Genomic DNA, 22634 nt, shown 5'->3' with positions numbered 1-22634 from the left:
AACTAAAGGAGTATAGATGCTGTTGCAGCCTCTGGCTATCTAATTAGGCTCTTATATTAGTTCACCTCCAAATTAGGGTAGAACTATCACGTGGGGTAGGAGTACTGCGTATTTTCTCAATAACTGCCGGGGGTCATTCGTTAGGAAAATAAACCGTATTATTTATCTTTCCATCCTATCCACCCGCTACTTATATGTTAATGACAATAATTTTGATTTCATGATAAATTTTCCGATTCCCATTATTTCATAAGTATTCAGATCTTAGATTCTCTATTGTGTCAAGTAAAAACGGATACCATCCTTTTAGACGGTATCCGTTTTCGAAATCATGATATAGTTTTAGGTTACTTAGAAACCGTTTTCATAAACTGATTTGGACTCACGCCAGTCACCTTCTTAAAAACCCTGCTAAAGTGCTCCGTACTAGCATATCCTGTACGCTCTGCAATCTCATATATCTTTAGATAAGGCTCCTTCTTCATACTTTCCATTGCCTTTTCCATGCGTACTTTTGTTACAAATTCTTTAAAAGTCTCACCTACCGCCTTGGAGAACAATGTACTGAAATGACTTTCACTTAAATGCACCATTTCGCTTACTTTCCGAAGTGTAATATCTTCATCATAATGCTCCATAATAAAAGCTTGGGCAACGGCTACAACCCGATTCATTTGCCCCGCCTTCTTATCCATCTCTTGAAGAAGCTGCTGAACCAAGCTAGAAATCCTGGCTTGCAATTGAGCGGCGGAGTCAATCTGCCAAGCCATTCGATATACGTCCTCGATCTTATTCATTTCCTGGTTATTTACGAAACCGTTATCATGCATGAACTTCACTAATATCATTAAGAGTTCCATATATCGGGTACGCAGTACCTCATTTCCCATGGAGGCAGAACGCTTTATCAGTGTGAACATTTTGTCTAGTTCTTGCAGCACCGATTGCTCTTTCCCCTCCTTCAATGCATCCAGCAAGGCTTTCTCTTTCCCGATCAAGGTCTCTCCCGACTGGTTCAAGAAATGTCTAGCATCCTCAGGATAAATGATTCGATGCTTATTAATAACAAAGCGCAAATCGGCATTTTTTCGAGCTTGAAGATAAAACGCCGGGATTTGCTTTATCTCTTCACACAGCTCACTTACGCCTATCGTGACTTGAATATTGATGTATTCCTTCAGTACAAATATGATTTGATTCATGATCTGCGAAATACGCTGTCGCACATACATTAAACTACTCGTTCGAAACGATAAGACCACCACGTACTCATACGGATTACAACTAATAACTTCACCTGTTCCTACCTCTGTTAGCACCTGATCAATAGACTTTACAACGGAACTTACAAACTCCCCAATGGACGATCCATACCGCTCCTGCACCTCAGCAGAGCCCTCTACTCGAATCAAGGAAACTGTAATGCTGTTCCATTCCAACCTCATGTTCAAATCCTCCAGAATAGAAGGTTCCGACTGAGGACTCACGCCAATTTCAAGCCATTCCCGGATGGTTTGCTGTTTCAATCGTACCTGTTCGCCATTACGGATTTCTCTCGATTGTCTTGACATGGTCTGTTCAACTTCAAAGTCGTGCTTGATCCGATTCAAGAGATTCAGTACAACATTCGGATCCATCTCCGATTTAAGAATGTAGTCATTGACTCCCCTCTTAAATGCCTTCCTTACAAATTCAAAATCATCATACGCACTTAAAATGACAACATGTGGAGAAGTCCCAATAAACTGATTAAGCTCATCAATAAGCTCTAAACCATCCATCACAGGCATCTTCAAATCCGTAATCACAATGTCAATCTCTCGATTTTCCTTGATATACTGAAGGGCTTGATAACCATTACTCGCTTCATAAACAATCCGAAATCCGTTCGATTCCCAGTCAATCAGCGTAGATAATGCCAATCTCATAATAGTCTCGTCTTCTACGATCATTACATTCATCTCTCGGCTCGTCCTTTCCATGAAAAATCATGTTCATATCAATGGAAGCAGTATAGTAACGATGGTACCTCTATCTAACTTGCTATCAATTTCCACACCGTACGGATGACCATAATTAAGCTCAATTCGTTGTAACACATTATGTACACCTAACCCGCTAAAATTCCCACGCTGATATTTATCCCCCTGATTCAGCAATTCACTAATTTGTTCGTCTGTCATTCCTTTACCATAATCCGTGATGGAAAAGCATACTCCAAGCTCATGCCGAATCGCCTTCACCTCAATAAGTTCGTTCATATTTTGTTGATCCAATCCATGAAAAATGGCATTCTCAAGAATCGGTTGAAGTAGCATTTTGGGCATGCTGTAACTCAAAAGCGTATCATCAATATGAAACTGGATATTCAGATTGCCTCCATAACGAACCTGCATAATATGAACGTATGACTCTAGTACTTTGATCTCCTGACCGATCGGGGCTAGCGAGTTTGGTTCACGAAATACATGAGTCAGAAGGGCAGATAGGCTCTCAATAATTTTACGAATATTGTCTGTTTTTGCGATCATCGCCATAAGTCGAACAGAATTCAATGTATTCGATAAGAAGTGTGGATTAATTTGTGACTGTAGAGCTTCGATTTCAGCCTGGCTGCGCGCTCGTTCCTTCAAATCCCGTTCTTGCATAAGATCTCTGATCTGAGAAACCATGCGATTAAAGGAATGGCCCAGCCGCTTAATCTCGCCTCTTCCGTCTGCCTTGACCTCCATCAGAAAATCACCTCTCTCAACCTTTTTCATCGCTCGAATGAGATTCTGCAGCGGCCTAAGCAGGTCTTGGAAAAACCAAAGTAGGAAAAATATAAAAAAAGCGAAAATACCAAACATAAAAATGAGGGATATCTTTAAGAATTGATCAGCATCCCTCGTAACCATGCTCTCATCTAAAATATTGACGATACTCCAATCTGTCTTCTCGAACGAATACAGCTTAAGAAGCTTATTCTCTCCATTTATCTTAATAAAGGAGTAATCATCATCATTATCGTGAGATGGCTTCTGTACCATCTTGGACAGCTCCATCATGATTCCAGGATCTATCTTATCATGATTGTTCTGATTCACAATTCGATTACCGTTTCGATCAATAATGAATTGTTTAATTTTAGGATTAGAATGAATGAACTCTGGAAGAGAGGCGTGAGTCGTCAAATAAACCATCTCAACCTCTGATTCCAAAGATTGATCTGGATGAAGCAAAAAGGTAAACATGTCCTGTTTATCTGAAGTAATACCGTTCAGGCTATCAACAATGACTGTTGTTCCATTGCTGCTCCTCAGCGTCTCTTGATACCATGGCAGATTGCGAATTGAAGAATCGGAAATCGTTGGAGGGTTCTTGAAATAATAATAGCCTCCATCCTTAAAAGTAAAAATAACACTGACGATCTCATTGCTATAATTCGAGATAATATTTAAGTATGCATCGATCTCACGCGAAATCCGAATTTTTTCTACTGAAGTCGAGCTTCTGCTCCACGCTGAGACTGCATCTAATATCATGTGGTCATTCACAATAGCGATTGTAGCAATTGTAAGTGAGGCTCGTTTCAGCTCAGAGTTCATATTGTTAGATGCTAGATCCAATTGCTGAACAACTTGATCAACTGACCTTTGAATTAATGATGTTGAATAATATTTATAAAATATTGTGATAAATAAGATAAATGGAACAATGATAATCAACACAAAAGTTCCGATAAAATGCTTAGTAATCCCTTTATCTCTATGTCTGAACATGGATACCCTCCAATACATGTATATGTCACTTATCATCGGGTCCGGTCACTTATTACTTCAGTAAAAATAAAAAAATACTAACATAAAATATGACAAAGAAGATCACCTTCAATAGCGTACTAGAGCAGGCAATCTACTTTGTTAAATGACTCCTATTCCATCGAGGTAACTTATCATTCCATTATCTACCACAGGACATAACCTAACTACAGTTTACAGATTGAAAAAGATATTTTAATGATATTTCTTCTTATTACATGATATTTTTTCTGTATTAACTCTAATTTCCCTTCCCAATCCGTACCCAGTATAAATACAGGATATTCTGCTTAACACAGTCAAAGGAGACATCCCTAGTGTAGAAAAAATCTGTCCTACTCTACTCATCGTTTTGGGCAAACTCAAATCTTGTAAAATACTAGAAAATAAAATTTGTTATTTTCATTATAGGTCAGGATAAAGACCTCATCTAGTATAATTTCGTGACATTATTATCCTATGTTTACTTCAGCGACGATGGCACAAAAAAATCGCAAGCGGTCAGATGAAAAATCCAGAATTTTTCTCAAGAATGCAGCAAAAACACCTGCCATTATAAATTATAGCAGGTGTCTATTTTTTCTATTTTTTTAGAAATATTATCTCGTCAACCACCCATCAATCCCTAATTATAAGCACCCTTCAGCCATTTCAGCTTGAACATATAGATGGGCAGATATGCCGCTAATATCATGGGGATGATTAGCTTGACTGGGAAGATCATCATCAAAATAAGCACAACAGCGATTGGCTTTTTGAGTACGGCACTGGTAAGTGCAGTCGTTATAATGCTAATGGATGATCATGAATGCTCGAGTTAATACAAAAAACCGAGAAAGGGCACTTTATTTAAAAGCGTCTTTTTCTCGGTTACAGTTTATTCATCCATTACGTTAACTAGCTAGATTACCCTTCCATCGCTCTAATGGATTCATCAACCTTCACCATCATGGAACATTCGACCCTCTTGCGGAAGATATCACAGCTGAAGTCATAGGTTCCGCCCAGGGAACCAGTTGCGTGCAGCGCATTGGCAGGACAACCGCCGCTGCAGTAGAGTTTCGCCCAGCAGTCCTTGCATTCCGGCTTTGAGTAGCAGTTGCTCTCTTTAAATTGACATTGCAACTCAGGTTGTGTGATTCCATCCCAGATGTTTCCCATGCTGTACTCTTCATCCCCGACGAACTGGTGGCAAGGAAAAAGTTCTCCCCAAGGGGTGACAGCAAGATATTCGGTTCCTGAACCACAGCCAGTGATTCTCTTCTGGATGCAAGGTCCTTCCGAGAGGTCAAGCATGTAATGATAAAAGGTAAACCCCTTGCCTTGTTCACCGCGTCCGATCATTTCCTTGGCGAGAATTTCGTACTGGTTGTATATCTCCGGGAGGTCCTCCTCGGTAAGTGCATAGGGTTCCCTTGGATCACAGATGACCGGTTCCATCGAAATCTTGTCAAAACCAAGGTCTGCGATATGAAATATATCATTGGTGAAATCGACATTGTTACGAGTGTAGGTTCCTCGTACATAGTACTCTTGGTCTCCGCGCTTACGAACGAATTCCTGGAACTTCGGAACAATATGATCGTAGCTGCCTTTTCCGTTAACTGTTTTGCGAAGTCGGTCATGAACCTCTTTTCTTCCATCCAGGCTTAATACGACATTGTACATTTCCTGATTTAAAAACTCGGTGACCTCATCGTTCAGCAGCATCCCGTTCGTCGTGAAGGTGAAGCGGAACTTTTTTTTGTATTCTTGTTCTTTGCTTCTTGCATAAGCTACGATCTGTTTAACCACTTTCCAGGCCAAAAGCGGTTCCCCGCCGAAAAAGTCGATGTCAAGGTTTCGATGATGACCCGAATTTTCAAGCAGGTAATCGATAGCTCTTTGTCCAACCTCATAGCTCATGATTGCCCGATCTCCGTTGTATTTCCCCTGGCTGGCGAAGCAATAGTCGCATGACAGATTACAGGTATGCGCAACATTGAGGCAGAGCGCCTTGACATAAGTTTTTCGTTTTTTTAAATCAAGCGAGAGGTTCTCATACTCATCTTTTGTAAAGAGCTGGCCATCATTTTTAAGTTCCTCGATATCCACGATGGTTTCTCGAATGTCGCTCTCGGAAATGCTGGAATCATGTTTATATTTATCCAACATCGTTGTCACGATTTTTTCGACAGAAGTTTTCTCATAAAGCTCTGTAATTTCATATGCTAGGTCATCAACAACATGTACCGAGCCACTGTAGGTGTCGAGCACGATGTTATATCCATTTAGTTTATATTGATGAATCATACTTGCTAATCAAGCTCCTTTTGCACACAAGTAGAAACGGCTTTGCCGTCCTTTAGAGGTTGCGTCCGTTTCTTAAAAATAGCCGCCCATCAGCAGAGCAATGGGCGGTAAAATTCCGAATCCTATCTGTTCATTGCATTTTCACACTTCTGGTTTGCAACTCCGCAGGAAGTTTTACAAGCGGACTGGCAAGATGTCTGGCATGCGCCGCATCCGCCGTGTTTTGCGGTATCCATCAGTTTGCGGGTACTCAGTGTTACGATTCTTTTCATCATAAATAACTCCTTCTGTAATTTCTTGTGAAGAATTTCACTTTATTTCCATGAAACATTGTAGCAACACCTCGCAAGTACGTCTATGATTCCTGTCACCTAGCAGAGCAGAGAGGGGTTAAACATAAAAAAATAAAGTAGCATCAAGAAGTGACCAAAGAAACAGAAGCCGTTTCGGGAGCGTCTCAAGCCAGCTATACACCGTACGATCAACTAAAAGATAAATATGATATCATCATTGCCGGTCCAGGCGGTGCCGGTATGTCTGCGCTTTTTCTGCAACTGCAAATTAAATTTTCATGGGAGTTCAATCAAAGCAGTAACACACATGCACATCTGCGCTTTGTTTTTTTTGGTACACTGGCACCTTTAGGTCGTTCTTCACAAACGATTGCGAATGGTTCCCGCTGAAGTAGACGATAGAGCAAGCAGGGTACTTCCTCAGATAATTATCGCACCAATTGGTAGAAGAATAATTCTACACTTCGCTAAACTGCCCGTAGCTCTATGGTATTCATCCTAATTTTACCATACAACAAAAAAACGAAGTGTTTTGTCGTTTTTTAACAGATAATCCTTTATGGCTGGGGAATGTACTAGGACAAGAAAAACCCACTTTTCAAAGTAAAAAAGAAGGATGGCTTCAATGCCATCCTTCTTACATAACGTTCACCCGTACTACTTTTCAGGCTTTCCCGACTGATCATGCAGGACAGTTACGGTTGCAGTTGCAACTGTTTGGTTGCCTGCATGGTCGGTAGCCGTGTAAGTAATTGTATAAACGCGACCTGTTCCTTTACCGGATCTTGATGCACGCAAGCTGAACGAAGTGTCCTCGGACCCCAAGTTTGCTTGAATATCGCCTTCTTCACTTTCCGGTTCGTTGCTTGTAATGGAGGTTAACACTACGGATTTGATTCCTGACAAGGTGTCACTAGAATCCAGCGCAGCATTCACCTTCACCATTTTGTGATTCGCTGGCCAGAGAGTCATAGGATCTAGCCCAATCGTGAGTGTCGGCCCGGTCTTGTCGATCTTCACGGTTGCGGTATGACGCTCCTCGACATTCCCTGCCTTGTCTACGCTCCAGTATTCCAGTTTATGAACGACTTCTTCCGTGAGGACTACCGAATTTCCGGTTTGTTCCTCTCCATCGTTGACAATGTAATAAGCTGACCCGATCCATGGTCCGAGGAGGCAAGCTCAAGCGTAACCGGATGTTCGTACCAGCCGTTCTGCCCTTCGGGTTGAGACGGCGTGACGGCTGCACTGCTCTCGGGTGCGATCTTGTCGATATTGCTGACTTCATAGCTGGTAATATTCGATATGTTGCCCACATCATCCGTACTTCTCGCATAGACCGTGCTGTTCGCAGTCATGACAATCGGAGAGGTGTACAGTGACCACGTACCATCAGTACCCACTTTATATTCCTTCACCGCTGCGTCATCCGGATAGTGAATCGTTACGTTGAAGTCGATGTTGGTTGGTGCTGTCACATCGGCAGTAAAGGTGGCATCCGCCGGTGGTGTATTATTTACATTGAACTTGAACCAGTCGATATTACCCACTCCGTCTCCACTTCCGGCAGCAACAATATACAAATTATGCACTCCGCTCACGCCAGATACGGCGCATGTCTGCGTTGCGTAAGTATCCCATCCGCCAGTTGAGCTTATGGTTAATGTACCAATTAATGGTCCGGTCGTGCTGTCAAGCCTTAACTGGAGCTGCTTACCTGCATAAGCAGGATCGACGCCTACATTGGCCATGAACTGATTGATACCCGTACCGAAATCGATACCGTTATATACCATCCAATCGCTTGGATCTATATTGCCAACGACAGTCCCTGTTCCAATGCTATGGGTCGCAACTCCCCTATGCGAGCTATAGTTCTCAGCCTGAATGGTGTCAGTGCTTGGCGTTGTCGTCGGTGCTAGCAGTTGGAACCAATTCAGATTCAAACCGGTTTTGCTGGCGTACAGCCGTATCGTCTGAGGTCCTGCACTTAGTGTCACCGTATCGCTTACCGTCGCCCAATTTTGCCATCCGCCTGTACTTGGGATTGACGTTGTTTTCAGATTGACTCCGTTCACCTGCAGTTGGACTTCACCGGTGTATCCTACATTAACGGCTACCCGATAATTCACCGTATAGATACCGGTGGTCGCGACATTAACGTTATAATCCATCCAATCGCCAGCGTCGATATAACCTACATTCAACGTGCCTTCTGATGATGGTTCCGTTTGTACGCCCGACATCGCGTTATAATTTTCCGCTTCGATCTTGCCAGGGATCGGCACAATCTTCTCGATCTGGAACCAATTCAGGTTCCACCCGTTTTTGGTAATATAGAGTCTTATCGTCTGAGGTCCTTCGCTTAGTGTTACGGTATCGCTTACTGTCGCCCAATTTTGCCAGCCGCCTGTACTCGGGAATGAAGTGGTCTTCAGATTGACTCCGTTCACCTGCAGCTGAACTTCACCGGTGTATCCCCCATTAACGGCCACCCGATAATTCACCTTATAGGTGCCGGCAGTCGCGACATTGACACGATAGTCTATCCAGTCACCAGCGTCTAAATAGCCCGCAGCAAAAGTGCCCTCTGAGGCTGTAACCGCCTGAATGCCTGACATATCATTGAAATCTTCCGCTTCAATCTTGCCAGGAATCGGTGCAGAAGGTGTCGGCAGCGGATCAGGCAGAGGGGTTACTGTACCCCCATAAATATATAACTGATCGTAATAACTCACGCCAATACCATCGCCAGACCCGAGCTCGACACGATTAAAATTGGATATGGTGGTTAAGGTCTGAACCAGCGCGCCGTCAATGTACAGCTTCACGTCACTTCCGCTTGTATAATCCCATTTCAGCTCATGCCAGCCATAGGTTCGAGGAACCGTGGTTGCCGTTTCGGTTGATCCATTCATAACAACGTAATATTTATCGCTTACCGTCGTATCCAGCCCTATCCCTACAACCTGAACACCATTGTCTGCTCGAGCCAGTGATTTCACCGTTGAAGAGATAGTCGTGCCGGAATCGTAAGGAACTAAGTTACTGCTTTGACGATCGAACATTTTTACAGTGACGATTTTATTGAGCGAACCGCCGAAGTCTCTGTACAACACCGGTTTTGAACCGCTTGGTGCAGCATCGCTGTGTATTGTCAACGCTTTTTTGCCATGAAGAACGCCTTCAGACATCCATTCCGTGGTCACAACAGGTCTCATACCTTTATAAACCCACTTCGTCCAATCCATTCCATTTTCGAAATCATCTTTGAAATAAATATTGTCCGGTTCTTGAAATGAAACTGTTGCGGGTAAATAGACACTTGGAAAATTAGCCCCGACACCGATGTTCGCATAATCCATTAAAGCGTCATTAAAGGTGGCGACTTGATTATAAGCGGTGCCAAAGTCAATATTTGTGTTGATTAATGCATATTTTGCATTATAGCCGCCAACTTCAAAATTAAAATGCTGCGGATTTACGATTTTAACATTTCGCAATTCAAATCCGGAAGTACCCATATCCAGATTCATGCCATTGGGGGCGATGTCTGTCATGCTTGTATTTGCTCCCACATTGTCAATGACCATCTGATTGATATAGTTGGGCTTATAATTGGTTTGGCCCTGATATAAATAGCAGGCGAAGAATGCACCGTCATCTCCACCATCCTGCTGCATGTCATGCAGATAAACATATTCAAACGTGTTATGATGCGAATACAAATCAGTCATCGGATTGTAGTTCTTATCGCCGTTCGGAAAGGCAACGTTCGGATTACGGTTCCAACCTCCTGTTACAAAAATCCCTCTTCTTGGCGAGTTGTAGATTTCAAGATGCGAGAACGTATTATAGCCGGAATTATTGATGGTAATCCCTGCGGATTGACCAACCAGCTGTCCAATATCATGGATCATCGTATTGGTAACCGTATTATGATGGCTGTATCCGTCCCCGTTTGCGTCCCCGGCTACCCCGGGATATCCGCCTTCAATATTCACACCGCCATGTCCGGTATATTCGATCAGGGAGTTATTGATATTTGTATACTGGTTCGCTAGATAGAGTTCGATCCCGAACATGCCCGCATTTTTAATATGCGAATTGCTGATCGTGATGTTACTCGTATTGGTCAACGTAATGACACCAACCTGGAACTCCACTCTTTCGCTCTGCTCGGCGTATGACGGCTGTGTGCTTCCCGCCGCAGCCGGCGGATAATAACCTAATCCTGCACCAGCATCGCCCCAGTTCCACCCGTAGCTGTAGTAGTCCGAGAATTCCGTATCTTTAAATTCCAAGCCATTAAAAGTGATATGCGATACCATGCTTGTACGGGAAGCGCCTTTGATATCAATGATTTTCTGGACAGCAGGGATCACGATGTCCTGATTGTCAATGCTTCCTGAACCTGCTAGTGGATAGTAGTATAAATATCCCGTTTTTTTGTTGAAATAGTATTCACCGGGTTGATCCAAGAACCCCAGATTGCCCTGCAAGAAGTATCTTGCATTCGTACCGGTCTTATATTTGGGACGGTATGCCGCAGCATTATTCGGATTGGTTTTAAATTGAACAGTACGCGTAGAAGTATTAATACCAGCAATCGGGATGGTATCCGTCATCCAATCCCAATATCCGCCGTCCCACATATACACCTGTGCGTCTAAGTCGCTGCGTGTTTGCGCGTTCACTAATCCGGCTAAGGATACCGCATCAATATCGCCGGAGTTATAGATTAAGGTGCTGATTCCACCGCCGGCGGATCTCATATAATCCGTTTGAGAGGCAGGAAATCTAGGATCGACATTTAAATTACTAGTTCTGGCCATGACAGCCCTGGTATCGTTGACGTATAGTGTATTGAACTGAATCCCTGTGCCGACATAGGTTTTATAGACGTTCCCAACGGAACTGACGGGCAAGTCTGCATCGGCGCCTGTACGGGTTACCGGACTCCAAGCAGAGGTCACTTTATTGCCACCAATGAATTTCGCCGTACCGAGGCCGTCCAAATTCGTGTAGACAACATTATATCCATTGGTGCCCGAATCTCTTTCATCAAAGGAAATCGTGTTGTTTACGTAATAATTACCTGAAGCCACGTATACATTGATATCTCCTGTCATATTGCTGTTAATCGCCCTAACCACATCGCGGGATTTCGTAAGCGTAGCAAACGGCTGAGACTGTGTGCCCGGATTGGAGTCGCTGCCATTCGGGGCTACATAAAATGCCGTCTGAACGGCTGCTTGAACCGTGGCCGGAAAAACAGGTACTACCGTAGCAAAAAGCATGAAAAGACACATGACAAAGCTTGCTTTGTTGTACAGTTTGACATGGAATACCATGAGAAAAAACCTCCTATTCTTAAATCGTTTATAAATAAGGTCCTTCTCCTTTTAGAAATAAGGCTACTTCTGCACCAAAATATACTGTGCGTCTCGCCGCAAATATTCCGCCGCTTCGCTTGAAATATGCTTCCTAATTTGCGCCTGCACTTCATGTACAAAGCTGTTCAAATTGTTGTTCTTCAATTTGGCCTGAAGACTATTGGCAATGCCAGTATTGTCGATTTCTTTGTTGCTCGCAAAATATTTAACCAAAGCCTGTAAAGAATCGATGCTAGTTCCCGTCTCGAACTGAACCGTCTTGCTCACCTGATTGCCGACCATAAAAGGTCAAAGAAAAATTAGATACAGAAAAATGCGTACCTTCCTTTGATAATTTGCATTAACATTCTCCAAAAAGTGTATATTTCACTATGTTTTAAGATTTTTAAAATCAAAAAAATGAACCCCCTATCAAATGACTATTGTTCATGATAGGGGGCTATAATGTGCTCTCTTATTTACCGTTCGCTTTTCTCCATTCGTCAATTTGCTTCTGCTTTTCAGCAATAATGTCGTCAGCTCCGGCTTTTTTCAGTTTGTTTATAAATTCATCATAGTACTTGTCAGGTTCTACTGAACCGGAATTGAGCGTGTAGAGGTATTCCTTCAAGGTCGCGTCCACGTTGGCAATTTGGGTCTTCACAGGTTCCGAGTCGAAAACGAAGCCCATCACCGGGGATACCGTAGCCGTTTTATCAGCTTCGTAAATGATGGCCAGCATCTTCTCCTGAGTTTCTACATTGGTATTTTGATCCCACAGCATTCTGCCGTACGACTGTCCAATTTCCCACTCGCTATAATTAAAATTGTACATGTCCGGAATCATTTCAACTTGCTTCTCGCCTATTTTCTTGTAATCCTTTCCTTCTTCGCCGAAAGCTATAAGATGGAACAATTCATCGTTGGTATTTATCAGTTCAATCAGTTCAACCGCCTTCTCCGGATGCTTTGAATTAGCCCCAACCGCGACTAGAGCGGTGGAAGGACCATTTGCAGATATGAATGGCTCGGTGAACCTTTTGGAGTAAGAGTATACCTTATCCTCCACCGGCGCCATAGACATAAAGCTTTGAGCCTCCAACTCAGGCATATCAACCAGGTCAGGATACGGGTTGGCGTATAATGCAGCAATCCGTTTAGCTTTCCTATCCGGGACATAATCTTTCATCGTTGCGGCATCATTCTTGATGTATCCATTCACATACCAGTTTCTGAACGTCTTCAGATAACCCTTATATTCCTCCGTTTCATACTGGTTGAATACCTTAATATCCTTATCGTTAATCCTGATCCATCCGGGAATTTTATTGTCGGCTACTGCATCCATGCCATACATGATCGGCATATCTGCAAAGTTATCGGCTTGGTTGCTATATTCCCAAGGAATGATGCCGGGCTCTCCCTTTTTCACAGCATCCAGAAATGGGGTTAAATCTTCCCAATTCTTCATTGACTTCCAATCGAAATTATATTTGTCGGCAAAATCTTTTCTTAACTGTACACCTTTTGCTCCAGCCATTCCCCATACCTGATAGTTAATGGAACCGTAAATTTTTCCGTTTACTTTAACTCCATTCCAAATACTGTCGGGTACTCTTGATTTTGTCACCGGCGCGTACTGATCCAGCAGCTCAGTGATATCTTTATAGGCTCCTTTGGAGGCATTCTGGAAGTAGTTCAATTCTCCGAAGCTGCCGGTAAAGGCAAGGTCAAACGATTCTCCGGACGATATCATCAGATTTAATTTTTGCGGATACGCGCTCCAATCGGTAACGACAAGCTTTAACGTAGCATTGATCTTTTCCTTAATAATCTTATTTGCAGCCTCCATAATTCGATCCATATCTTTCACCGGAGAGTTTGCGATGTAAAATGATAATTCTACAGGCTCTTCTTGCTTCGCCGGTTCATTCGTGGGTTTATTCGTGGATTTATTCGTGGGTTCATTCGAAGGCGCTTCGGATTCGGATTTCGATCCACATCCGCTAAGCGTTAGAACCACAATGAACATGAATATGATTGAAGTAGTTAAAAGTTTTTTCAATTTAAACATATTGACCTCCTTTTTTCTCTTCAACAAGGATTTGTATGACCTATCCGTAACCCTGAGCTGTAAGTTGAACATTTGTAAGGAAGTTATGAAGAAGATCCTAAGAGGTATATTTCAACGCCACCTTGCCGCCTTATGGTATGTTCCCGGTAAGCATCACCTCCATCATGGTAGAAGCTATAGTGTTTCTCATTGCTATTTTCACATTACTGCCCGGAAGAATAGTTGCCTACCGAAAAAAGTATATTTTCCTTCAATTAAGAAACCATTAAACTCTTTAAAAAGGATACTTTTCATGAAATTTATGTTTTTGGGTTCTAAGCTTTCACAGCACCAAGTGTAAGACCCTTTACAAAATACCGCTGCAAAACCGGATACATTACAATAATGGGTCCAATCGAAAGGATACAGGCAGCCATTCTGGCGCTTTCTCCCGGAAGGATACCCACGGCCTTTTCAATAGATCTGGATGCACTGTCATTACTAAGTAAATACTGAATATTCGTTAATAAGGACTGGAGCAAATATTGGAGAGAATAAAGTTTGTTATTCTCGATGAAGAGCGCACTGGTAAACCAGTCATTCCAATAGGCGATGGCGATAAAGAGTCCGATCGTTGCAAGAACTGGAGTAGACAGCGGTAGTACAATCCGAAAAAAAGTGTTGAACTCCCCTGAACCGTCGATTCTCGCCGCTTCCGTAATGGAGTCTGGCAGTGCCTTGAAGAAGTTGCGCATGATCATTACATGCACTGGGGACAGTAGCAATACGACGATCAAGACAAACAATGTATCCTTCAAATGGAGATATTTCGTGATCAATATGTAATATGGTGCTAATCCCCCATTAAACAAAATCGTAAAGAATACCAAAAAGGCGATCTGATTTCTGTACCTCACCTCAGGTCTTGAAATGGCATACGACAACATGGAGGTGATAAGCAAATGAAGAATCGTACCAACGACCGTTACAAGGATGGTTATCTTGTATGCATTCAGGATGGATGTAGAGCCGGAGAATGCATACCAATAGCCCGCGAGACTAAAGTCTTTTGGGAAAAGGTGATATCCCTCTGTGATAATCGATTTTTCATGAGTTAAAGAAACGGACAGCACCATCCATATCGGAATGAGGCACATTAAACTGTAAATAATGAAAATTATATTGACTACAAGCTTCGTGAATGTTCCCCTTCTTTTTACTAGAGACAGAGACCCTTCCATATCAACACGCTCCTTCATCAGCAGTCTAGAACATTGCGCTCTCGGGATCATATTTTTTCACCAAATAATTACAGATAAGGACAAGGATCAATCCTACAACAGCCTGGTATAAGCCTACCGCTGAGGACATCCCGATATCATTCACGGTTCGTAATGCTCTAAACACATACGTATCGATGACGTCCGTCGTCGAGAATAATATCCCCGATTCCCGTGGCAACGTGTAGAACGCACTCCAGTCACCAAGCCCGCCGTTGAAAATTCTCCCCAGCGACAGAAGCGTCAGAATAATCACTACAGGCATCAAGAGCGGAATAGTCACATACCATGCTTTCTGCCACTTGCTAGCGCCATCTATTTCGGCCGCTTCATAGTATTCAGGTGAAATCCCTGTTATTGCCGCAACATAAATCACTGAAGTATATCCCACTTGCTTAAGAAGGTAGGCTAGCGGCATAATAAATCGCCAGTATGAAGGTTCTCCATACCACTGAATGGCTTCAAGTCCTAGTGATTCACGAATTCCATTCACTAGCCCCTGATCCGTATTCAGTAAGGTATAAACAATATACTCTCCTACCACCCATGATAGAAAAAACGGCATGAGCATAATACTTTTGTACAATCCCGTACGAAGCTTACTTCCTGTTTCCTGCAAGAGGATGGAAAACACAATAGAAATGCTCGTAACCAATCCTAGAATGACCAAGTTGTAAAAGATCGTATTAAAGGTAACTCTCCAAGCAAGATCAGATTCGAAGAAAAATTCAAAGTTTTTAAATCCGATCCATTCACTTGCCAGTATTCCCGCTACAGGATTATAGTCCTTGAAAGCAATAATCACCCCGAACATCGGTAAGTAATTGAATATGAGAATAAAAAGCAGTCCTGGCAAAACCATGACATAAAATGGCCAGCGTTTTACTATCTCTTTAAAAAAAGTGAACCGAAACCGGTGTTGAGGCTGTTTAAGCTTTCCCTTTACGACAGTTGTAGCTGGCATATTATTGTTCATAAACCTTCTCCTTCTTTCTAGAGTCACTCGAGCAACCTCATCATAGCCGTTTACTCATTTGCTTCAAACCGAAAAAAACATCGTTTTCTTTAATTCCTTGTGGACATCGTTTTATTAAAAAATATACATTTCATTAAATTTTTGATATTTAAACAGATATGGTTCAATATACTTATTTCAGGAAGGTAAGTGAGAGGGAACGTCGAAATATAATGAAGGCAGCACCAAGGAGGGGAGTGAATATACTATGGGTGTGCCTATAAAAAGCTTTAAACAAACAAACTTGTACATCAAAATGCTGCTAACTTTTACTGCAACCGTTACGCTGCTCATTCTAGGGTTGTCAGCCCTCTTGTATTACAATTACGTAAGAGCCTCGTTGGCTAACGAGAGCCGAAAAGACACTTCCATACTGTATCAAATTAGCTACAGTATGAATTACATGGATAGCCTTGCTCAAAAATTCATGTCTTCGGCCATTGTCGGACCTCACGTTTCCAATCTTTTGTATAATCCGAACGGAGACAAGATGCTACTCGATAATGCTCTACGAAATTTGGACCAGCTTGTCGTTACGACGGATTACGTTCATTCGGTATACACGATTTCTATACCTTTAGATCGGATTACCTCCACAGAAAACGGTGGTTACTATTCGCTCAAACAATTTTACGATCAAGATGCAGTAAACTTACTGCGGAATTGGGATACCCAATCTTCAACCACAACACCGATCGCTCGTAAAATTCCAAGCCCTAATTCGTTAACCAGAGTTGGAAACGTTTACACGTATGTGCTTCCTTACAAAACAAGTTTTGAAAAAAAACCGCGTGAAGCGGTTGTTGTTAACATTAAAGCTAATGTTCTACGGGAACTCATCGCTTCCTTAAACATCAAAACCTCCGTTACCGGAAACGATATTGTCGTGATCGACGCAAGCGGAACGGTGATAAATCACGCTTCGGAAAATATGTTCCTACGGAATATTCGGGATGAGGAGTATGTCCGGACCGTTTTAGCTTCAGAACAGGCATCAGGCAGTTTTAAATCGAATATCGATGGACAATCCTACAATATTACTTACGTGTCCTCAGAAACACCAAAGTGGAAATTTATAAGCCGAACTTCATACAAATCCTTCATGTCACCATTAAATGCCGTCAAATCGTCGACCATATTCACAAGTTTGATCGTACTGCTATTAGGGTTATTATTTTCATATATCATGTCGAGATCTTTATATTCTCCGTTCAGAAGACTTATAGAGAACGTTCGTCTTAAGAATGATGAATTGGAGCGTAAGCAGCGTGATCAACGTCAATCCCTAAAAAACAACTGGTTAAAAGAGTTAATCTTAGGCATTAAGGACGTCATCCACAAGGAGTTAAAATCCCAAAAAGCGGAACTCGGCATCAACATAGATTTGAGCGCTCCACTCCGGATGATTGTATTCCGGATTGACCACTATCCATTATTCCTGGACCGTTATAATGAGAGAGAACGTAACCTGCTGAAATATGGAATCGCTAACATTATTCAAGCGATTGCTTCAGCAAAATGCACAAGTGATGTCATTGATATGGATACCGATAAACTCGTGTTACTCTTACAATGTTCAGGATCGGATAATGAACAAGAACAAGGCATCATAGCGATGGTGCAAAGTATACAGCATTCCGTGTGTGAATATTTGCATTTCTCTCTTTCCGTTACGATCAGTGAGCCAATCGAATCCCGTGATCTTTTAAGCGAGACGTATTCTGACACGCTTACCCTTTCTTTAAACCGTCTGACAGCCGGACATGGCAGCATCATTACCCCCGCCTACCGAGCAGGCATCAGTGGAAGTCCGTTGTCTTTCCCTGAAGCAAAGGCTAGACTGCTTCTGGATTCGTTAAAGCTTGGACATATTGAGAAAGCAACGAGATACTATTACGAGATTGTTGAAAGCTTGAAAGGTACACCTTATGAAACGATGCTCTCCTCATTTATGCATCTTATGTTTATGATCAGCAGTTCCTTCCACTCCGTTGCAGACAACAACAATCCCCGTATATCGGGTGTATTTCGTACGTTTTACTCCGAAATAGACTCTTTTGAGATTATCGAAGAAATCAACCAGACCTTTGAATCTTTATTTGCTGAAATCAGCTCGACTATAGATGTCATGAAGTACAACAAACGCAATAACATCACCAGTCGCATCAAGAAAATGATCGAAGAACAATATCAGGATAAGAATCTAAGCCTAAACATTATTGCCGATGAACTTCAAATGTCCAAGGTATATTTGGGAAGATTATTCAAAGAAGCAACAGGTAAATCGGTTGCTGAATATATTACGGACGTACGAATGACTCGGGTAAAAGAATTGCTGAACAAAAACAATCTAACGACCAAAGAGATTTTGGAGGAATGCGGTTGGGAAGATTTGAACTATTTTTATACATTGTTCAAGAAGTATTTCGGAGTACCCCTCTCTCATTATAAGATTTCAATGAAAAACGATAGTTAACTAGGTTAAATCTGAATCCGATGGGAAAGAAAAAGCCGAACGAAAATCAGGAGTGGATACCTGGATTTCGCTCGGCTCAACGCTTACTAACTAAGGTATATTTAGGATGAAATTAACGGCAGTGCATCACAAAGATTATCATATTCTTTTAAGCATAAGGACTGCACTCCACTCTTTCTGATGTTTCCTCCATTGATTCCAATAGCTGAAAAACCAGCCAGCCTGATCGATACAACCCCGGCTGATGAATCTTCAAATCCCAATACATGTCCCTTGTCTTCTTCAGTTAGACCAAGTCCAACTCTTGCAGTTTCAGAATACAGCCATGGATGAGGTTTTGGGGCGAGCTCTCCCATCGTTCCTACTTGCCCTTTTACCAATGCTTGCCCTGCTGTAATGATCGCATCATAAAAATCTAGCGGTTCTCCCATTCCCAGCGTTTTGAAGGCAGATATGATCTCAGGCATCGCCTTATTATATAGGCCTGAAGTGACTAAACCTATTTTGATGTTTTTGGCTTTCAACTCATATAAGAAATCTTTAAGTCCAGGAGCAGGTGTGAATGCATCTGTCTTTCCCCTGCCATGCAGTATCTCATTCATTTCATATTCTGTAATTGCAAAGTAGTGTTTTCTTGCCTCTTCTACTGTCTGATTAGGGCAATATTTGTCTATACAGTATTGCAAATGCTCGGACACCGAATGCCCCGAAACATGCGGTTCATCACTAGCCTCTAATGTAAATTTAGCATTTTTGGTAAGTCTCGATACAGTCTGCTCTATAATCCACATCCAAAAGCTTTCACTATGCACACTTGTACCGTCTAAGTCCATCAGTATAGCTTTTGCATTTCCTTCATACTTCGGTTTATATACCGGATATATGGCTGGATAGCCCATTGCAGATTTTACATAACATAAGGTTTTATCTTCAAATAAAATAAATTCTACTTTTTTGTCAAGAGGAGTTAAAATTTCTTTAACTCCGTCTTTTCCAAGTTGAAATAGTCCATCTCCGCCAGTTTCAAGATTGATAAACCCAATTAATTCATCTTTCATATTATATTGTTGCAGCATTGTAATTTCCTTTCTATCTATCAGATTTTAAACTTTACGCTAGATCTAACTTCAGAGTTACGATCTTATTAGGCTTGATATTAAGTTCTACAGTGTTATCAATAATATTTAAACTTGAAGCGGCCATTTCTTCCTCATTCAGATTCGTCATGCACACGTTTTGTACATCACATCCAAAAATAATACTTCCACTTTGCTCCGTAGGATATGGGTTAAATAAACGTACAATGATGCTGTTGCTATCCTCAGCCTTTTTGATACAGGATACGCTTAACTTACCTGTTACTTGATAGAAGCTATGTTTAGGCGGCAGGATTCCTTCTGATTTCTCGACTAGCATCGCTGGAACACATGTCTGAACAGGCTTTAATGGAATATTGAAGCAATCCGCCATTTCACTTAGATCACTATTTTCCCAACTTGAATTCATAGGGCAAATCGCATAGTTGTACACCAGCTTTTGTTGCAATTGTCCACCCTCTTGATTTGGGAATACCCCTGCACTTCTCCATTCAGTACAGATAATATTTTTTACAGCTCTAAACAGAGTCATGGACAGCGTTCCATCTCCACCATCTTTATGTTCACAATCCGGCGATACACTGTATTCTCCTAAGCAATCGGTAACAATTCCAAAGCCCTTATGATCATCTGCTATACTCACAAAGTTCTGCAATGGTTGGGTTAGTAATTCATTATAATAGTGACCTCTGTCATCCTTAAGTGGTGTAACATCTCTGTTGTCTACTGTAAAATGCCCTTGCGCATCAACAGATCTCGCTCGGATTCCTGTATCAAACAGAACACTCATACGATGGTCTTTACAGTTATTATCGATCTCAACCTTAACTTCTACATTTTTGGTGTCTTTCTTTAATGTATAATAAGTCGTTATGGTCAAATGCTCTGTTTGTTCAGAACGCTCACTCTTGCCTCTTACATAGTTATCCGGACGATAGGCATATTTAGGTAACTCCATGGTAAGCTTAACCCCAATAGTAGCTGCAAGATTGCCATTCTCCATTAAGAAAATGCTGGCATTACAGCCTTTGCTGTTATACGTCTGATTATGATATGGAGGATAGTACATCCAATAATCGCCTACATCTCCCGTACTTTCAAAGTAATTGAGATTATCGAAGCAGTTTCCATTTTCTTTATCCAGAATGGAAATGGTTCCGTTCGGATTCACTTCAACCTTGATAAATTCATTTTGCATACATGTAGAAGATGTAGCTATTTCTTTCCCATCCGTTGTTCTAGTCTTTGCCCAAAATTCTGTTTTTCTACTAAACTCTACTTTATTGCACAATCTATATACCTTATAGCCGCCTGCTGGTATTTCTCCCGTATTAAATACTACACAATGACGGTCGGAGTAATAAGGGAACGGCCTTGTCTGAAGTTGTACCACTGGGGATGTTACCTCTGTTCTGGATATATGCTGCAACTCACATACATTTCCATCACAGTCCACAATGTCAAACTCCCATATATTTTGAACTTGCGGGGTATCAATATAGGCCTTTACCATTTCATTTCTTGGCTTTGCATATGGATTGAACACCACGAGTAATATATCCTCGCGATTATATTGTGACAGATCAATATGTCTGATCAGATCCTGACAGCTTTTATTGGATATCGCATTTGATATTTCCAAAGCTTGGTTTAATCGATAGAGTACATCGTCTACCGTTTTATCTTGGGTTACTCCATTTATGGAGTCATGCGCATGGGATAATAACATGTAATCTAAAGCTAATTGCAAGAATGACTCATCATACTTGCCACCTGCCATCATATTGGCTACAGATAAAGGCTCCGCCTGATTAAACATGCTGTTTTGAACCTTTTTATTCAGTGTTTTGATATGTGGTCTTGTCATTAGAGCATTCCCAGACAACGAGGTTGTTGGTCCGTCTCTCATTTCACCGTGGATCTCAATCAACTCATCCAAGCTGAGCTTTTCCTTGAGAATCTTCACATATTCTCCTAATGTGGAGCTTTTAAACTCGATGTCGTCAAATTGTTCATTGATTGCCTGTATCAGATTCATTAATTGAGGTTGAGCCGTTGTGGAATCCGTACCATCCATCATTGCTCTGTCATCTGGTATAAGTGTGTCCTTCATACTATTCCATGCCTTAGTAACCGCTTCTTTTATAACCTCTGGGTGTATTTTTTCTGTATCCTCAATCTTGAAATAGTCTTGTATATAGTTCTCGCTATCCGCCTGATGATAGACTTGACCATAATTCCCCATGTCAAAATTGTAGTCATCCGACTTGTAAGCTACACCGTTCATAATATGAATATAGGCATTCATAAAAAAGTTAGCTCTTGCATCTTCACCTAATCTTGTTGCATAGACGCTTGTACCATCCTTGCCTGTCCACTTGAACTCACAGTGTGGAGCTCGTTTTTTGTCTACATTCTTGGATACGATAACCGTATCTATTCCAAATTCCTTATAGATCTGCGGAAGCTGTGACGGCTGTCCCCATCCGAAGGACTCATAGCCGATATCCAAACAATTCCCTAGTTTTTCTGCCTCTCTTCTTCCCTTTAGAAGGTTACGTACGATGGATTCCCCGCTAATGGGGTAAAGGTCTGGCAAGGTATACCATGGCCCTACATCTATTCTTCCATCCTTAATCAATTTGACAAGCTTATCTCTGTTTTCTGGTCTTACCTGTACGTAGTCCAAAATAGGAATAACCTGTCCGTCTAGAAGAAATGTTTTGTAATCCGGGTTATTTTCTAAGGTCTCAATTAATTCGTCCATTAGCTTTACAAGGTACAATCTATTTTCCCATATAGGGTAACGCCATTCTCGATCCCAATGTGTATGGGGGATGATATATCCTGTCTTTGTTTTGTTCATGGTTCCTATCCCTTCCTTTATGAACTTTATCCTGAGTTACTTGCATTGTAGCCGTGCTGATCTCAAATCAGCAATCTCAAAAACTGA

At 41.7% G+C, this 22634-nt stretch carries 15 protein-coding genes; 3 read left to right on the top strand and 12 right to left on the bottom strand.

Annotation, left to right across the window (positions count from 1 at the left end; translation table 11 throughout):
- Positions 1 to 347: 347 nt before the first annotated feature.
- Together MHH52_RS03635 and MHH52_RS03630 are read right to left on the bottom strand one after the other, a co-directional pair.
- Positions 348 to 1961: a response regulator gene (locus tag MHH52_RS03635; protein ID WP_313640757.1), complete on the bottom strand. Its 1614-nt coding sequence runs from the start codon at positions 1959 to 1961 to the stop codon at positions 348 to 350.
- Positions 1962 to 1994: 33 nt separating this feature from the next.
- On the bottom strand, positions 1995 to 3761 hold the full coding sequence (locus MHH52_RS03630; RefSeq protein ID WP_340006703.1) for a histidine kinase: 1767 nt from the start codon (positions 3759 to 3761) through the stop codon (positions 1995 to 1997).
- Positions 3762 to 4468: 707 nt separating this feature from the next.
- Between MHH52_RS03630 and MHH52_RS03625 the strand changes: the two genes are divergently transcribed.
- Positions 4469 to 4621 (top strand): hypothetical protein, encoded by a 153-nt coding sequence (locus MHH52_RS03625; protein WP_340006701.1) that lies wholly within the window; start codon positions 4469 to 4471, stop codon positions 4619 to 4621.
- Positions 4622 to 4706: 85 nt separating this feature from the next.
- On the opposite strand, the gene scfB is transcribed toward MHH52_RS03625, so the two are convergent.
- Both scfB and scfA read right to left on the bottom strand, forming a co-directional pair.
- Positions 4707 to 6092, bottom strand: coding sequence for a thioether cross-link-forming SCIFF peptide maturase (scfB, locus tag MHH52_RS03620; RefSeq protein WP_313640755.1), 1386 nt, complete (start codon positions 6090 to 6092; stop codon positions 4707 to 4709).
- 122 nt (positions 6093 to 6214) lie between these two features.
- Positions 6215 to 6364, bottom strand: coding sequence for a six-cysteine ranthipeptide SCIFF (scfA, locus tag MHH52_RS03615; RefSeq protein ID WP_076098734.1), 150 nt, complete (start codon positions 6362 to 6364; stop codon positions 6215 to 6217).
- A gap of 150 nt (positions 6365 to 6514) precedes the next feature.
- Here scfA and MHH52_RS03610 point away from each other — a divergent pair, with 150 nt between their 5' ends.
- A complete protein-coding gene (locus MHH52_RS03610) occupies positions 6515 to 6775 on the top strand; it encodes a hypothetical protein (RefSeq protein WP_340006699.1) in 261 nt (86 codons plus the stop codon).
- Positions 6776 to 7042: 267 nt separating this feature from the next.
- Here MHH52_RS03610 and MHH52_RS03605 read toward each other — a convergent pair whose 3' ends face one another.
- The 6 genes from MHH52_RS03605 to MHH52_RS03580 form a co-directional block, all read right to left on the bottom strand.
- The gene (locus MHH52_RS03605) at positions 7043 to 7405 is read right to left on the bottom strand and encodes an Ig-like domain repeat protein (protein ID WP_313640753.1); all 363 of its coding nucleotides are present in this window, start codon (positions 7403 to 7405) and stop codon (positions 7043 to 7045) included.
- Between the two features lie 83 nt (positions 7406 to 7488).
- Positions 7489 to 11739: a carbohydrate-binding protein gene (locus MHH52_RS03600; protein ID WP_340006698.1), complete on the bottom strand. Its 4251-nt coding sequence runs from the start codon at positions 11737 to 11739 to the stop codon at positions 7489 to 7491.
- Between the two features lie 63 nt (positions 11740 to 11802).
- Positions 11803 to 12063 (bottom strand): hypothetical protein, encoded by a 261-nt coding sequence (locus MHH52_RS03595; RefSeq protein ID WP_340006695.1) that lies wholly within the window; start codon positions 12061 to 12063, stop codon positions 11803 to 11805.
- Between the two features lie 172 nt (positions 12064 to 12235).
- Entirely contained in the window at positions 12236 to 13834 is a 1599-nt protein-coding gene (locus MHH52_RS03590; RefSeq protein ID WP_340006694.1) for an ABC transporter substrate-binding protein, read from the bottom strand.
- Between the two features lie 314 nt (positions 13835 to 14148).
- Entirely contained in the window at positions 14149 to 15054 is a 906-nt protein-coding gene (locus tag MHH52_RS03585) for a carbohydrate ABC transporter permease (protein WP_313640749.1), read from the bottom strand.
- A 25-nt stretch (positions 15055 to 15079) separates the two neighbouring features.
- Positions 15080 to 16069 (bottom strand): ABC transporter permease subunit, encoded by a 990-nt coding sequence (locus MHH52_RS03580; RefSeq protein WP_313640748.1) that lies wholly within the window; start codon positions 16067 to 16069, stop codon positions 15080 to 15082.
- Between the two features lie 247 nt (positions 16070 to 16316).
- On the opposite strand from MHH52_RS03580, the gene MHH52_RS03575 reads away from it, so the two are divergent.
- Positions 16317 to 18584 carry a helix-turn-helix domain-containing protein gene (locus MHH52_RS03575; RefSeq protein WP_340006693.1) on the top strand — a complete coding sequence of 756 codons (2268 nt, stop codon included), beginning with the start codon at positions 16317 to 16319 and terminating at the stop codon, positions 18582 to 18584.
- A gap of 101 nt (positions 18585 to 18685) precedes the next feature.
- Here MHH52_RS03575 and MHH52_RS03570 read toward each other — a convergent pair whose 3' ends face one another.
- Both MHH52_RS03570 and MHH52_RS03565 read right to left on the bottom strand, forming a co-directional pair.
- Positions 18686 to 19642: an HAD family phosphatase gene (locus MHH52_RS03570; protein WP_340006691.1), complete on the bottom strand. Its 957-nt coding sequence runs from the start codon at positions 19640 to 19642 to the stop codon at positions 18686 to 18688.
- A 52-nt stretch (positions 19643 to 19694) separates the two neighbouring features.
- Positions 19695 to 22547: a glycoside hydrolase family 38 C-terminal domain-containing protein gene (locus MHH52_RS03565; RefSeq protein ID WP_340006690.1), complete on the bottom strand. Its 2853-nt coding sequence runs from the start codon at positions 22545 to 22547 to the stop codon at positions 19695 to 19697.
- Between the last annotated feature and the right edge of the window lie 87 nt (positions 22548 to 22634).

It is taken from the genome of Paenibacillus sp. FSL K6-0276 (assembly GCF_037977235.1).
GTDB lineage: Bacteria > Bacillota > Bacilli > Paenibacillales > Paenibacillaceae > Paenibacillus_AQ.
The sequence above is the reverse complement of the archived record's forward strand: the minus strand, read 5'-3'. Positions and strand labels throughout refer to the sequence as shown.